Below are 13,216 nucleotides of genomic sequence, written 5' to 3' on the forward strand. Positions count from 1 at the left end.
AGATCGCCCATAGCATCGCTCAGGCGGTGGGTTCCTTAAGCTGCAATCCGCCCGCATGTTGCAGGAAGGTCACGACCTCTTGCACACCGATACTTTCACGCAACCGCGCCAGCAAATAGGGGCGCGTGCCGCGCGCGGCTTTTGTATCCGCCTCCAGCAAGACCAGATCGACGCCCACATAAGGGGCAAGGTCGGTCTTGTTCACCACCAGCAGATCAGATTTCGTCAGCCCCGGCCCGCGCTTGCGCGGAATGTCCTGCCCTGCCGCTGTGTCGATCACATAGATGGTCACATCGGCCAGTTCCGGCGAAAAGGTCGCCGCCAGATTGTCGCCGCCGGATTCGATCAGGATCAGGTCCAGATCCGGGATCTTGCGGGTCAGATCCGCGACTGCGGCCAGATTGATGCTGGCATCTTCGCGGATCGCCGTGTGCGGGCAGCCGCCGGTTTCAACACCGCGAATGCGCTCTGCGGGCAACACTTGCGCACGCAGCAGCGCATCCGCATCTTCGCGGGTGTAAATGTCATTGGTGATGACCGCCATAGAGCAGCGCGCCGCCAGCGCGCGCGCCAGTTTTTCGGTCAACGTGGTTTTGCCGGCACCGACAGGGCCGCCGATACCCACGCGCAAAGGCCCGTGTTTGCTGGAACCGTGTTTGCTCATGTTCTAAACAACCTTACATCCTTGGTTTCATGTTCCATCGCGGCCATATCGGCCCCCAGACAGCAATTGCCCAGATCATCAGCGCTAGCAAGGCTGGCCGCCTGTGCAAGCGCTGGCACCAAAGGCAGCAAGCGCGCCAGAACCCCATGCCCCGCACCCTGCCCAAGCGGCACATGGCGAATGCCGATCGTCACCAGATTGGTGAGGAAGGCTTGCAGATAGGCCGCGATCACGGTTTGCGGGGCCAAGCCCAAGGGGGCCGCCGCTTCGGCCACAGCAATGGGCAATGTGCGGGGCGGCAAATCGCGGCCGGTGATCTGCGCCACTGTCCGGGCAAAGGCAGCGCCCTGTTCTTGCGTTTCCTGCAAACGCTCGGCGCAGGGTTGCAGCGCGTGGCACAGTGCATCCAAACCGCTCGTATCGGCCCCGTCTGCCAGCGCGCAGGCCAGCAGAACGCTGTCCTGCCACCCGCTGCCAAAGCGCAGCACATCGGCCAGCCAATACTCCAGCCCCGGTGCATCGGTGACATCGCCCCGCGCGATCACCTGTTCCAGCCCGTGGCTATAGGCGAAAGCGCCCGTTGGAAAGGCAGGCGACAGCCAATGGTTCAGCGTCAGCGCTTCGGGGGATAGCATGGTCAATGCGCGTGGTCGTGGTCGTGCTGGCGGGCGTGGCTGTGCTGGTGCCCGTGGTCATGGCCCATCGTACGCCCGTGCCCATAAGCACCGCCTTCAGGCGTGAAGGGGCCGGACAAGGGGCGCATTCGCGCGCCAAGCTGCTTGAGCATCGCCTCGATCACATGGTCATGGCGGATCAGCAGGCGGGTGTCTTCAATCTGGCAGGGCGTGTGGCGGTTGCCGATATGCCATGCCAGACGCGGCAGATCGCCACTGACTTCGACCAGCGCCTCATCTGCGGGCACAATCTCCAGACAGGTGCCATCTTCCAGCTCGAACCCCCACCACTCATCCAGATTGGTGACTTCGGCCAGATCGACCAGAAACCCGCGCCCTTGTGCGGTCAGCAAGCGTTTGCGGCGCATCAGACGGGCGTCATAATCCAGTATAACCGCGCCATCACAGCGCAGGGGCTTGGTTTTCAGCAGACGTCGAACAGGAGGCAGATCGGTCATGAGACACCTATATGAAACAGATCACGGTAGACATGCGCGGCCAAACCCTGCCGCGACAACCCCATAGCGCGCAAAGCGCCATCGGGCAGGGCAGACAAGCGGGCGAATTCAGCTTCGCGCGCGGCGCGGTCCTGAGCGGGGTTGCAGCCAAGGCCTGTATCGGCAAGGAACCAGTCAAGCTGCAAGGACTGGCGCGGGCTAAGCCGGGAATTTGCGGGACGAAGCGACATCGGCATCGGCATCTCCATCAGGCGTAAGACACCCTCCCTGATAGAGATATAACATGAATAATCCGTGTTTTCTCGGCCCGCCCTGTTCACATTTTGCTGCGGTGCAGAAAAGCCACATTTCTGCGTCAGGTTTGTGCGCATCTTTCCCCCCCTCAGTACAGAAAGTAGCGTTGTGCCAGCGGCAGGTTTTGCGCCGGTTCGCAGGTCAGCAATAGGCCATCTGCGCGCACTTCATAGGTTTCGGGGTCCACTTCGATCTGGGGGGTGGCGCTGTTGTGGCGCATGTCGGATTTCTGAATGCCGCGGCACCCCTCGACCGCCACTGTGTCCTTGGCCAGCCCAAGTGTGTCGCGCACGCCCGCTTCTTGCCCCGCCTGCGACACGAACACCACGGCCGCGCGTTCGACCGCGCGCCCAAATGCGCCAAACATGGGCCGCGAATGCATGGGCTGCACAGGGATAGAGCCGTTGGGGTCGCCCATCTGCGCCACAATGATCGAGCCCCCCATCAGCACCATATCCGGCTTGGCCCCGAAAAAGGCCGGGTGCCACAGCACCAGATCGGCGCGCTTGCCTTCCTCAATGCTGCCGATATGGCGGCTCATCCCATGTATGATAGCGGGGTTGATGGTGTATTTCGCAATATAGCGGCGCACGCGGAAATTGTCGTTCTCGCCCGTCTCCTCGCTCAGTCGCCCGCGCTGCTGGCGCATTTTATGGGCGGTCTGCCATGTGCGGGTGATCACCTCGCCCACGCGGCCCATGGCCTGACTGTCTGACGAGATGACCGAGAAGGCGCCCATATCGTGCAAGATATCCTCAGCCGCAATCGTTTCGCGCCGGATGCGCGATTCGGCAAACGCCACATCTTCGGGCACCTTGCGGTCCAGATGATGGCAGACCATCAGCATGTCGAGATGTTCTTCGATCGTGTTGACGGTATAGGGCATGGTCGGGTTGGTTGAACTGGGCAGAATGTTTTGACTGCTGACAACCTTGATGATGTCAGGCGCGTGCCCGCCGCCCGCCCCTTCGGTATGGAACGCATGGATCGTGCGGCCCGCGATGGCTTTGAGCGTGTTTTCCACAAACCCCGATTCGTTCAGCGTATCGGTGTGAATCATGACCTGAACATCGGTTTCCTCGGCCACGGTCAGGCAACAATCAATCGCCGCAGGGGTGGTGCCCCAATCCTCGTGCAGCTTCAGCGCCGCCGCCCCTGCGCGCACCTGTTCATGCAGCGCACCGGGCAGCGAGGCATTGCCCTTGCCCGCAAAGGCCAGATTCATCGGAAACGCATCCGCCGCCTGAATCATCCGGCCCAGATGCCACGGCCCCGGTGTGCAGGTGGTGGCCAGCGTGCCATGCGCCGGGCCAGTGCCGCCGCCCAGCATCGTGGTCAGGCCAGAATGCAGCGCATCGTCGATCTGTTGCGGGCAGATGAAATGGATATGCGCGTCAAACCCGCCTGCGGTCAGGATTTTGCCCTCGCCCGCGATAATCTCGGTGCCGGGGCCGATAATCACATCCACGCCGGTTTGCGTGTCGGGGTTGCCCGCCTTGCCGATCTTGTGGATGCGCCCGTCGCGCAAACCGACATCGGCCTTGTAGATGCCGGTATGATCCACAATCAGCGCATTGGTGATGACCGTGTCCATCGCCCCTTGCGCACGGGTCATCTGGCTTTGGCCCATGCCATCGCGGATGACCTTGCCGCCGCCGAACTTGACCTCTTCGCCATGCCCACCGCGCTCGACAATCAGGTCACGCTCGACCTCGATGATCAGGTCTGTGTCCCCCAGACGCACCTTGTCGCCCACAGTGGGGCCATACATATCGGCATAGGCGTCGCGTCCAATCTTGTATGACATTTACAGCACCCCCATAACCTTGGCATTGAACCCATAAACCACGCGCCCGCCGCCGTAAGGGACCAGATGCACCTCGCGGGTCTGGCCCGGCTCGAACCGCACAGCGGTGCCTGCGGGAATGTCCAGCCGCTGGCCGCGCGCGGCATCGCGGTCGAAGGCAAGGCCGATATTGGCTTCGGCAAAGTGGTAATGGCTGCCGACCTGTACGGGCCTGTCGCCTGTGTTGGACACTTCCAGCGTGGTGACGGGCTGGCCTGCATTGACCTCGATCTCGCCCTCGGGGCAGATGATTTCACCGGGGATCATGGCTCACTCCTTTTCGCGTATCGGGTGGTGGACCGTGACAAGCTTGGTGCCATCGGGGAAGGTCGCCTCGACCTGCACCGAATGGATCATCTCGGGGATGCCCGGCATACATTGATCAACCGTGATGACATGCGCCCCTGCCTGCATCAGATCGGCAACCGAGCGGCCATCGCACGCGCCCTCGACCACATAATCGGTGATCAGCGCAATCGCTTCGGGGTGGTTCAGCTTGACGCCGCGCGCAAGGCGGTTGCGCGCGACCATTGCAGCCAGAGAGACAAGCAGCTTGTCCTTTTCGCGGGGGTTCAGAAACATCAAACCTTCCTTATATTTGCCAGACGCGCGGCAAGGGCGCACGGCGCAGCAGGGTCAGAATTTGGGCAAGCTTGCGGCGCAAGGGCCAGCCATCCGGGGCCAGCAGGCGGATCACAAGTCGGCCCTCCATGGCCGAGGCTGCGGCGCGCACCTGTGCGCAGTCCAGCGCGGCGCGCACCGGGCCAAGCGCATCGGCGGCATTCGGGGCCACCATCACAACCGTGGCAAAAGCCCGCGCGCCGTCCAAGCCCGCCGCCCCCGCCGCCAGCCGTTCAGTATTCAGATGCAGCGCTTCCAGATGCAGCGGCGTGCCCCCGCGCTGCACCTGCCGCCAATCGTGGAAATCCAGTTCTTTGACCGTCTCGCCCATTGCCGCACGGCCCAGAACAACCGCTTCCGCCATCAGGCAGGTTGCGTCAGCGGCCAGCGTGATCTGCGTGCGGCGGCGCAATTGCGCGCGGTCGAACAGGATTGTTTCCTGTGGCAACCAGTCCAGATGGCCGCCTTCGCCCACAGTCAGATCCACCGACATGCGCGCGGCCCCCGATGTGCTGCGATAGGCGCGTTCGGCTGTCTGGGTGGTGGCCGTCATCCGGCAGCCCGCACCAAGGGACAGGCGGTAATCCAGCCTGTCACCGCCCGTCAGCCCGCCCGAAGTGTTGAGAAACACGATGTCCGAATGTTCCAGCACAATCGCCTTGGCAGAGCCGTGCTGGCACAAATCCATCAATGAGGGGCGACCTGATCGCTGTGCAAACCGCGCGCTGGCATGGCCTGCGCTACGCTGGTGCGGGTTGATCATGGCCTGTGCGTTCATCTGCGCCCCCTCAGGCACCTGATGTCCTTTTGCCAGCGATCTGCGCAATCCATGCCAGCAAGGCAGAACGGGAACAGGGCTTCAGGATTAGCGGTTCGATTAAAAATTAAGCGCATAGTCTTAATTTTTAATCGCGTTAAGAAACGCGCGCTGCGCGCGCGGCCTTCGGCGAGAGTATTTGTCGCAAGAAAATGGGCGGGGTGCGCGCACCTGATCCACTCTTGCCGATCACAGGCAGGAATGGCAGTGTCCGCCGTGGCAAAAACGGGGCACGGCATATGAAAATCGCGAGTTTCAACATTAACGGGATCAAGGCGCGCGGGCCTGCCCTTGTGCGCTGGCTGGAGAGCGCGCAGCCTGATCTGGCGGTGTTGCAGGAAATCAAGTCAACGGATGACACCTTTCCCCGCGCGCTGATCGAGGATTTGGGCTATAATCTGGAAACACATGGCCAGAAGGGCTTTAATGGTGTGGCCATCGTGTCGAAACTGCCACTGGAAGATGTGACGCGTGGCCTGCCCGGTGATGACAGCGACCCGCAGGCGCGCTGGATCGAGGCGACGGTCAGTACCGAGCAAGGCGCGTTGCGGGTGGTGGGGCTGTATCTGCCCAATGGCAACCCGGTCGAGCTGGAGGGCGACGGCACCCCCGTTGCAGGCGGGAAATATGCCTATAAACTGGCTTGGATGGCCCGGATGGAGGCACGTTTGCGCGAATTGCTGGCGCTGGAAATGCCACTGGCGGTGATGGGCGATTACAATATCATTCCGCAGACCGAGGATGCCGCGCGCCCTGACGCATGGCGGGACGATGCGCTGTTTCGCCTGCCCTCGCGCAAGGCTTACCGTCGCATTTTGAATCTGGGCTTTACCGAAGCCTTCCGTGCGCGCACTCAAGGGGGTGGGCATTACAGTTTCTGGGATTATCAGGCAGGGGCCTTCGAGCGCAATGACGGCATTCGCATCGACCATATTTTGCTGAATGCCTATGCCGCTGATCTGTTGCAGGACTGCCGGATCGACAGCGATGTGCGCGCAGGCGAGAAACCCTCGGACCATGTGCCGATCTGGGCCGAACTTGCGCTGTGAGGCTTACGGCGCCTCTGGTTCGGTCACGCGCGCCCCGTCCACAAGCGCTTCAAGCCGGACCAGTTCTTTGCGGATGCCGCGATAGAGCGCTTCGGAAAAGCAGTTCAGGCGGCTGACGCGGCGGTCGTCCAGATGCCGGATCAGATAGAAGCTGCGCTTCAGACTGAATTCATGTGGCAGGATGCGCACAAGGCCGGGGGCCGAGGGCAGCGCGAAATCATGCACCACACCCAGCCCGGCCCCGTGGCGGATGAAGTTGAATTGCACCGCGACCGAGTTCGAGCCGAGCGCTACCCGCTCCAGCCCCAGTTCGGCCAGATAATCCAACTCGCTGTCAAAGATCATGTCGGGAATATAGCCAATGACCCGGTGCTGGCGCAGATCTTCGGCCTTGGTGATCGGCGGGTGCCGGTCGAGATAGCGGGTCGCAGCGGCCAGATGCAGGCGGTAATCGCAGATTTTCTGCACGCTCAGCCGTCCGGTTTGCGGGGCAGAAACGCCAATGGCCATATCCGCTTCGCGCCGCGAGAGGTTGAAGACACGCGGCAGCGCGATGATCTGAACGTCTAACGCAGGGTTTGCTTCGCATATCGCGGCAACAACCTGCGGCAAAAGATAATTGGCGCAGCCATCCGGTGCGCCCACTCGGATTTGCCCGCTTAGGCCAGTGCTGGCCTCGCCCGCTTCTTGTGCTGCGGCGGCCATTGTGTTCTCAGCCGCAACCGCATGGGGCAACAGACGCGCCCCTTCATCGGTCAGCGCGTAACCCTGATGCGAGCGGGTGAACAGGCGCCGCCCCAACCCTTCTTCCAGCCGCGCGATGCGGCGGCCCACAGTGGCGGGGTCAAGGCGCAGATGCTGGCCTGCGCGGCCAAGGCTTTCCATCCTTGCCAGCGCCAGAAACACGCGCATGTCATCCCAGTCCATCATGCGGGGACTGTGCCACGGTATTGCATTTTTGCAAGGCTTATTTGAAATATTCCCTATTCCATTGGCGAATTTGCAAGCCTATCCTGTGGCCAAATCACCTTGAGGAGGATGACATGGAAAACCTTTCACATTGGATCGACGGCGCGCGCGTTGCAGGCACGTCAGGCCGCTTTGCGGATGTGTTCAATCCGGCAACTGGCGAAGTGCAGGCGCGCGTGCCGCTGGCCTCGAAAGAAGAGATGGACGATGCCATCGCCCGCGCTGCAAAAGCGCAGGTGAAATGGGGCGCGACCAACCCGCAAAAGCGTGCGCGCGTAATGATGGCGGCTGTCGGGCTGATCAACCGCGACATGGACAAGCTGGCCGAAAAGCTGTCATCTGAGCATGGCAAAACCTTTGTCGATGCCAAGGGCGATATCCAGCGCGGGCTGGAGGTGATCGAATTCTGCATCGGCGCGCCGCATCTGCTGAAGGGCGAGTTCACCGACAGCGCTGGCCCCGGCATTGACATGTATTCCATGCGCCAGCCTTTGGGCGTGGTCGCAGGCATCACACCTTTCAACTTTCCAGCCATGATTCCGCTGTGGAAAATGGGCCCGGCCCTGGCTTGCGGGAATGCTATGATCCTCAAGCCAAGCGAGCGTGACCCTTCGGTGCCGCTGATGCTGGCCGAGATTTTCAAGGAAGCCGGCCTGCCCGATGGCGTGTTGCAAGTCATCAATGGCGACAAGGACGCGGTTGATGCGATCTTGGACAATGAAACTGTGCAGGCCGTAGGCTTTGTCGGGTCCACCCCGATTGCGCAATATATCTATTCGCGTGGCTGCGCTAACGGCAAGCGCGTACAGTGTTTTGGCGGCGCAAAGAACCATATGATCATCATGCCCGATGCCGATATGGATCAGGCTGCCGACGCGCTGATCGGCGCAGGCTACGGCGCAGCAGGCGAGCGGTGCATGGCGATTTCAGTGGCGGTACCAGTGGGCGAAGGCACAGCGGATGCGCTGCGCGAACGTCTTGTCCCCAAGATCGAGGCGCTGAAAGTTGGCCCTTGGACAGGCGGCGATGATGTCGATTACGGCCCTGTCGTCACGGCGGCAGCGAAAGCGAACATTCTGCGACTGGTTGAAACCGGGATTGCACAGGGTGCCGAGCTGGTCGTTGACGGGCGCAATTTCAGCTTGCAGGGCTATGAAGAAGGTTTTTTCGTCGGCCCGCATCTGTTTGACCGCGTGACCACGGATATGGACATCTACACACAGGAAATCTTTGGCCCTGTGCTGACGATGGTGCGCGCCGAGAGCTATGAAGACGCGCTTGGTATGGCGATGGACCATGAATATGGCAATGGCACAGCCATCTTTACCCGCGATGGTGACGCGGCGCGCGATTTCGCCAGCCGAATCAACATCGGAATGGTGGGGATCAATGTGCCAATTCCGGTGCCGCTGGCCTATCACACTTTTGGCGGCTGGAAGAAATCCGGCTTTGGCGACCTGAATCAGCACGGGCCGGACAGCTTCAAGTTCTATACCCGCACCAAGACGGTCACATCGCGCTGGCCCAGCGGGATCAAGGAAGGGGCTGCCTTTAACTTCAAGGCGATGGAATAAGCGACAGGTTTGGGGGGCATTTGCCCCCAAACCAGCGTTCCAGATCAGTCATGCCGCCCGTCGGAAATGGCATTGGCGAAATCATGGTTCTTGTCGCGGTGGCCTGCCTCATCGGCGCGCACAGCGATGATCAGGTCGCGCAGGCGGGCATCAGGGGACAGTTTTCAGTATTCGATCGCCATTTGCGGTGCGGGCACATTTTCAACATGACCTGCATCCACCTGCTCCAGATATTGGGTGTAGCTGATGACGGCTTCTTCCTCCAGATACCCGACAACGCGGTGGGCGGTTTTGGGGGCCAGCAGATAGAGCAGGAAATACAGGTTGAAAAACACCCCCTGCCCGATCAGGATCAACGCACGCTCCAACAGGTTTGGCTGGGCAATTTTGATAAAGGCCATCAGATGCATCCGCTCATTCTCGGCTTCGTCCAGCAATTCACGGATCCAGCCCTGATCATCGCGGATACGCCGGATCGCCTTGAGGTGTTGCAACATGCCGCCCACCATGCCCGGCACGGCGGCAACTGTTTCCAGCACGACAGCCCTGTGACCGTAGCGTTTTGAAAAGAAGGCATCTGCGAAAATGCGCATGAATTTCACGATCCGCAGCGCAACCCTGTCTGACATGTCGCGGGGTGCATGGTGCTGGGTCAAATTCTCGGTCTGGTTCTGGTCAAAATCAAACATCTCCGACTCCTTTTTGATCCATATATGGGGGGAAAGGGCAGTGGGGCCATATCTATGCGACACCACGTCTCAGCACCGCGCGCCGCGCGCGAGCCTTGTAAAATTGCTGCAACAATTTGCGCCTAGCACGACCTTGGCGCAGCACTGGAATGGAAGGACATCTGCATGGATTTCGCTTTGACCGAGGAACAGAGCGCGATTTTCGACATGGCCGAAAGTTTCGGGGCAGAGCATATCGCCCCCTTCGCCCGCGACTGGGAAGCACAAGGCACGATCCCGAAAGCGTTGTGGGGGCAATTCGCAGAACTTGGCTTCGGGGGCTTGTATGTCCGCGAAGAGTCGGGCGGCGCAGGACTGTCGCGGCTGGAGGCGACATTGATCTTTGAGGCGTTGTCAAAGGCTTGCCCATCGGTTGCGGCCTTTTTGTCGATCCACAACATGTGCGCGGCAATGATTGACAAATTCGGATCGGACGCGATGCGGGCCGAATTTCTGCCGCGCGTGATCGCGCTTGAATGCTTCATGTCCTATTGCCTGACCGAACCCGGGTCGGGGTCGGATGCGGCAGCGCTCAAGACGCGGGCGGTGCGCGACAACGAAGGCTATATCCTGAACGGAACCAAGGCGTTCATCTCAGGGGGCGGCTATTCAGATGGCTATATCGTTATGGCGCGCACCGGCGAAGATGGGCCAAAGGGCATTTCCGCACTGGTGGTGATGGACGGCGCGCAAGGTCTGAGTTTCGGCGGGCTGGAAGACAAGATGGGCTGGCGTTCGCAACCCACACGGCAGGTGCAGCTTGACGATTGCCACGTGGGCGCAGATGCTCTGCTCGGCGAAGAGGGGCGCGGCTTTGCCTATGCCATGGCAGGGCTGGATGGCGGGCGCTTGAATATCGCGGCGTGCTCGCTTGGGGGGGCGCAAGCGGCGCTGGATGCAACACTGGCCTATATGGGCGAGCGCCGCGCCTTCGGGCAAAGCATCGACCAGTTTCAGGGGCTGCAATTCCGGCTGGCCGATATGGAGATAGAGTTGCAGGCCGCGCGGGTCTTTCTGCGCCAAGCCGCGTGGAAACTGGACCAAGGCGCACCCGACGCGACCAAATTCTGCGCAATGGCCAAGAAATTCGTGACCGAGGCAGGCAGCCGCATTGCCGACCAATGCCTGCAACTGCATGGCGGCTATGGCTATCTGGCCGATTATGGCATCGAGAAGCTGGTGCGCGATTTGCGGGTGCACCAGATCCTAGAGGGCACGAATGAAATCATGCGCCTGATCGTGGCGCGGCAAATGCTGGCGGCGCGCTGATGACAGATATTGACATCCGCATTGAGGGGCGCGCAGGCCGGATCACCCTGACCCGGCCAAAGGCGCTGAATGCGCTGAGCTATGAGATGTGTCTTGCCATCGACGCGGCGCTCAAAGACTGGGCGCGCGATGACGCGGTCGCACTCGTGCTGATCGACGCGGCCGGTGACAAGGCATTCTGCGCAGGCGGTGACATTGCTCAGATGTATTCCACAGGCAAGTCGGGCGATTACAGCTATGGCCGCCAGTTCTGGTCAGATGAATACGGCATGAATGCGCGACTGGCGGAATACTCCAAGCCCATCGTCAGCTTTCTGCAAGGTTTCGTAATGGGCGGCGGTGTCGGGGTGGGGTGTCACGCCAGTCACCGGATTGTGGGCGAGACGAGCCAGATATCCATGCCCGAATGCGGCATAGGTCTGGTGCCCGATGTGGGCGGGTCATGGATACTGTCGCGCGCACCCGGTGCCTTGGGGGCCTATCTGGGCCTGACAGGCGCGCGTATGGGGCCGGGGGATGCGATCCGCGCGGGCTTTGCCGATCTGTTCATCCCGCAGGATCACTGGGACAGCCTGAAAGCGCAGCTTGTGGCCACAGGTGACACTGGCGCGCTACAGGGCAGCCCCGCACCAGAGGCCGCACTTGCGGCCCATCACGACAGTATTAATGCCGCTTTCGGCCAAGACAGCCTGCCCGCGATTGCTCAGGCGCTCGAGCAAGATGACAGCACATTCGCCGCCAAGGCACTGCAAGCCCTGCTGCGCAATTCACCGCTGAGCATGGCCTGCACGCTTGCCATGCTGCGCAATCTTGGTGCGCAAGCCAGCATCCGCGACGCGCTTGCGCAGGAATACCGCTTTACATGGCGCGCCATGGAGCACGCGGATTTTCTCGAAGGCATCCGCGCGGCAATCATCGACAAGGACCGCGCCCCCCGCTGGCGCCATGCCCATCTTGCAGACGTAACACAGGCCGAGGCCAGCGCCATGCTGGCCGCGCTTGGCGCGGATGAGCTGACATTCGAGACATTGGAGGAGACACATAAATGAAAATCGGTTTCATTGGGCTGGGCAATATGGGTGCGCCGATGGCCGCGAATCTGGCGCGCGCGGGCCATGAGGTGACAGGCTTCGACCTTGCCGCCCCCTGCCCCGAGGACGTGAACAAGGCGCAAGACGCAGATGATGCGGTGCGCGGGGCCGATGTGGTCATTACCATGCTGCCCAACGGCGCGATTCTGCGCGATGTGGCCGCACAGGTCATTCCGGCCATGCAAAGTGGTGCTGTGCTGTGCGACTGCTCGACTGTGGATGTCGAAAGTGCCCGCGCCGTGGCACAGATGGCCTTGGCCGCAGGGCTGGGCGCGCTGGACGCACCTGTATCGGGCGGGGTCGGGGGTGCTGGTGCGGGCACGCTGACCTTCATGGTGGGGGGCAGCGACAGCGCATTTGCGACCGTTCTGCCCTTGTTCGAGATCATGGGCCAGAAGGCCGTGCATTGCGGCGCCGCCGGGGCCGGACAGGCCGCCAAGATCTGCAACAACATGATCCTTGGCGCAACCATGGCGGTCACCTGCGAAGCTTTCGCACTGGCCGACAAGCTGGGGCTGGATCGCGCGCGGATGTTCGATGTGGTGTCCACTTCGTCGGGTTATAGCTGGTCGATGAATGCCTATTGCCCCGCCCCCGGCATCGGCCCGCAAAGCCCGGCAGATAACGACTATCGCCCCGGCTTCGCAGCCGAGTTGATGCTCAAGGATCTGCGCCTGTCGCAGCAAGCCGCAGACGCGGTGGATGCCGATACACCGATGGGCGCGCGGGCGACAGAGCTCTATACCGATTTTGTCGAGAACGAGGATGGGCGCGGGCGCGATTTCTCGGCCCTGCTGCCCCGCTTCACGACACGTGGCCGCAGTTAGGCGCCGGGTTGGCAGATGGGCAGGGCGGGGCGTTTGCGCATTTGCAGCCGCGCCCGGCACTCTGCCATGCCTGTTGCGAGCAGCAATCTGCCCGGCATGACTGCCCCTGTCCGGGGGCAAGCAAAATTGTTGTAAAATGGCCTGAAGAATGGGCTTGCAGCCCCGCGCATGCTTGGATAAAACCCGCCGCAGAGTTGGGGTGTAGCCAAGTGGTAAGGCATCGGTTTTTGGTACCGTGTATCGTAGGTTCGAATCCTACCACCCCAGCCAAATTTTCCAAGTCACTGCAAGAACACTGCGCGCTGTAGCGGTTCATTACTGCATACTTGACGCCG

14 protein-coding genes, 1 tRNA gene and 1 pseudogene are annotated in these 13,216 nt (G+C 61.3%); 6 read left to right on the forward strand and 10 right to left on the reverse strand.

From position 1 onward, the window contains the following. Positions 1-19: 19 nt before the first annotated feature. The 8 genes from ureG to BD293_RS13450 form a co-directional block, all read right to left on the reverse strand. Positions 20-664 carry an urease accessory protein UreG gene (gene ureG / locus BD293_RS13415; protein ID WP_142082506.1) on the reverse strand — a complete coding sequence of 215 codons (645 nt, stop codon included), beginning with the start codon at positions 662-664 and terminating at the stop codon, positions 20-22. Further along, positions 661-1,299, reverse strand: coding sequence for an urease accessory protein UreF (locus BD293_RS13420; protein ID WP_142084590.1), 639 nt, complete (start codon positions 1,297-1,299; stop codon positions 661-663). The genes ureG and BD293_RS13420 overlap by 4 nt, the downstream gene beginning before the upstream one ends. Before the next feature lie 2 nt (positions 1,300-1,301). Next, complete coding sequence (locus tag BD293_RS13425) at positions 1,302-1,796, reverse strand: urease accessory protein UreE (protein ID WP_142082508.1); 495 nt, start codon at positions 1,794-1,796, stop codon at positions 1,302-1,304. Beyond that, complete coding sequence (locus BD293_RS13430; RefSeq protein WP_142082510.1) at positions 1,793-2,032, reverse strand: hypothetical protein; 240 nt, start codon at positions 2,030-2,032, stop codon at positions 1,793-1,795. The genes BD293_RS13425 and BD293_RS13430 overlap by 4 nt, the downstream gene beginning before the upstream one ends. A 146-nt stretch (positions 2,033-2,178) precedes the next feature. Next, positions 2,179-3,897, reverse strand: coding sequence for an urease subunit alpha (gene ureC, locus BD293_RS13435; RefSeq protein ID WP_142082512.1), 1,719 nt, complete (start codon positions 3,895-3,897; stop codon positions 2,179-2,181). Then, the gene (locus tag BD293_RS13440; RefSeq protein WP_142082514.1) at positions 3,898-4,203 is read right to left on the reverse strand and encodes an urease subunit beta; all 306 of its coding nucleotides are present in this window, start codon (positions 4,201-4,203) and stop codon (positions 3,898-3,900) included. Between the two features lie 3 nt (positions 4,204-4,206). Further along, the gene (locus BD293_RS13445; RefSeq protein ID WP_142082517.1) at positions 4,207-4,518 is read right to left on the reverse strand and encodes an urease subunit gamma; all 312 of its coding nucleotides are present in this window, start codon (positions 4,516-4,518) and stop codon (positions 4,207-4,209) included. Between the two features lie 10 nt (positions 4,519-4,528). Continuing rightward, on the reverse strand, positions 4,529-5,335 hold the full coding sequence (locus BD293_RS13450; RefSeq protein WP_142082519.1) for an urease accessory protein UreD: 807 nt from the start codon (positions 5,333-5,335) through the stop codon (positions 4,529-4,531). Between the two features lie 278 nt (positions 5,336-5,613). Here BD293_RS13450 and xth point away from each other — a divergent pair, with 278 nt between their 5' ends. Beyond that, positions 5,614-6,423: an exodeoxyribonuclease III gene (xth, locus tag BD293_RS13455; RefSeq protein WP_142082521.1), complete on the forward strand. Its 810-nt coding sequence runs from the start codon at positions 5,614-5,616 to the stop codon at positions 6,421-6,423. A 3-nt stretch (positions 6,424-6,426) separates the two neighbouring features. On the opposite strand, the gene BD293_RS13460 is transcribed toward xth, so the two are convergent. After that, positions 6,427-7,350: a LysR family transcriptional regulator gene (locus BD293_RS13460; protein ID WP_142084592.1), complete on the reverse strand. Its 924-nt coding sequence runs from the start codon at positions 7,348-7,350 to the stop codon at positions 6,427-6,429. A gap of 116 nt (positions 7,351-7,466) precedes the next feature. Here BD293_RS13460 and BD293_RS13465 point away from each other — a divergent pair, with 116 nt between their 5' ends. Further along, positions 7,467-8,966 (forward strand): CoA-acylating methylmalonate-semialdehyde dehydrogenase, encoded by a 1,500-nt coding sequence (locus BD293_RS13465; protein ID WP_142082523.1) that lies wholly within the window; start codon positions 7,467-7,469, stop codon positions 8,964-8,966. Between the two features lie 44 nt (positions 8,967-9,010). Here BD293_RS13465 and BD293_RS13470 read toward each other — a convergent pair. Then, positions 9,011-9,655 (reverse strand): annotated as a pseudogene (locus BD293_RS13470) (alternative oxidase). A 165-nt stretch (positions 9,656-9,820) separates the two neighbouring features. Between BD293_RS13470 and BD293_RS13475 the strand changes: the two are divergent. The 4 genes from BD293_RS13475 to BD293_RS13490 all read left to right on the forward strand — a co-directional run bounded on the left by BD293_RS13475 (position 9,821) and on the right by BD293_RS13490 (position 13,151). After that, positions 9,821-10,963 (forward strand): acyl-CoA dehydrogenase family protein, encoded by a 1,143-nt coding sequence (locus BD293_RS13475; protein WP_142082526.1) that lies wholly within the window; start codon positions 9,821-9,823, stop codon positions 10,961-10,963. Next, positions 10,963-12,012 (forward strand): enoyl-CoA hydratase/isomerase family protein, encoded by a 1,050-nt coding sequence (locus tag BD293_RS13480; protein WP_142082528.1) that lies wholly within the window; start codon positions 10,963-10,965, stop codon positions 12,010-12,012. Before BD293_RS13475 ends, BD293_RS13480 begins: the two co-directional genes overlap by 1 nt. Further along, positions 12,009-12,881, forward strand: coding sequence for a 3-hydroxyisobutyrate dehydrogenase (gene mmsB / locus BD293_RS13485; RefSeq protein ID WP_142082531.1), 873 nt, complete (start codon positions 12,009-12,011; stop codon positions 12,879-12,881). The genes BD293_RS13480 and mmsB overlap by 4 nt, the downstream gene beginning before the upstream one ends. Positions 12,882-13,076: 195 nt before the next feature. Then, positions 13,077-13,151 (forward strand) — tRNA-Gln (locus tag BD293_RS13490). The last annotated feature ends 65 nt before the right edge of the window (positions 13,152-13,216 follow it).

Source organism: Roseinatronobacter monicus, assembly GCF_006716865.1.
Taxonomy (GTDB): Bacteria; Pseudomonadota; Alphaproteobacteria; order Rhodobacterales; family Rhodobacteraceae; genus Roseinatronobacter; species Roseinatronobacter monicus.

Coding starts and splice junctions, on each gene's coding strand:
- BD293_RS13445 (WP_142082517.1), bottom strand. CDS start 4,518: ATGTTTCTGAACCCCCGCGAAAAGGACAAGCTGCTTGTCTCTCTGGCT.
- BD293_RS13460 (WP_142084592.1), bottom strand. CDS start 7,350: ATGGACTGGGATGACATGCGCGTGTTTCTGGCGCTGGCAAGGATGGAA.
- BD293_RS13420 (WP_142084590.1), bottom strand. CDS start 1,299: ATGCTATCCCCCGAAGCGCTGACGCTGAACCATTGGCTGTCGCCTGCC.
- BD293_RS13440 (WP_142082514.1), bottom strand. CDS start 4,203: ATGATCCCCGGTGAAATCATCTGCCCCGAGGGCGAGATCGAGGTCAAT.
- mmsB (WP_142082531.1), top strand. CDS start 12,009: ATGAAAATCGGTTTCATTGGGCTGGGCAATATGGGTGCGCCGATGGCC.
- BD293_RS13465 (WP_142082523.1), top strand. CDS start 7,467: ATGGAAAACCTTTCACATTGGATCGACGGCGCGCGCGTTGCAGGCACG.
- BD293_RS13425 (WP_142082508.1), bottom strand. CDS start 1,796: ATGACCGATCTGCCTCCTGTTCGACGTCTGCTGAAAACCAAGCCCCTG.
- ureG (WP_142082506.1), bottom strand. CDS start 664: ATGAGCAAACACGGTTCCAGCAAACACGGGCCTTTGCGCGTGGGTATC.
- BD293_RS13480 (WP_142082528.1), top strand. CDS start 10,963: ATGACAGATATTGACATCCGCATTGAGGGGCGCGCAGGCCGGATCACC.
- BD293_RS13430 (WP_142082510.1), bottom strand. CDS start 2,032: ATGCCGATGTCGCTTCGTCCCGCAAATTCCCGGCTTAGCCCGCGCCAG.
- ureC (WP_142082512.1), bottom strand. CDS start 3,897: ATGTCATACAAGATTGGACGCGACGCCTATGCCGATATGTATGGCCCC.
- xth (WP_142082521.1), top strand. CDS start 5,614: ATGAAAATCGCGAGTTTCAACATTAACGGGATCAAGGCGCGCGGGCCT.
- BD293_RS13475 (WP_142082526.1), top strand. CDS start 9,821: ATGGATTTCGCTTTGACCGAGGAACAGAGCGCGATTTTCGACATGGCC.
- BD293_RS13450 (WP_142082519.1), bottom strand. CDS start 5,335: ATGAACGCACAGGCCATGATCAACCCGCACCAGCGTAGCGCAGGCCAT.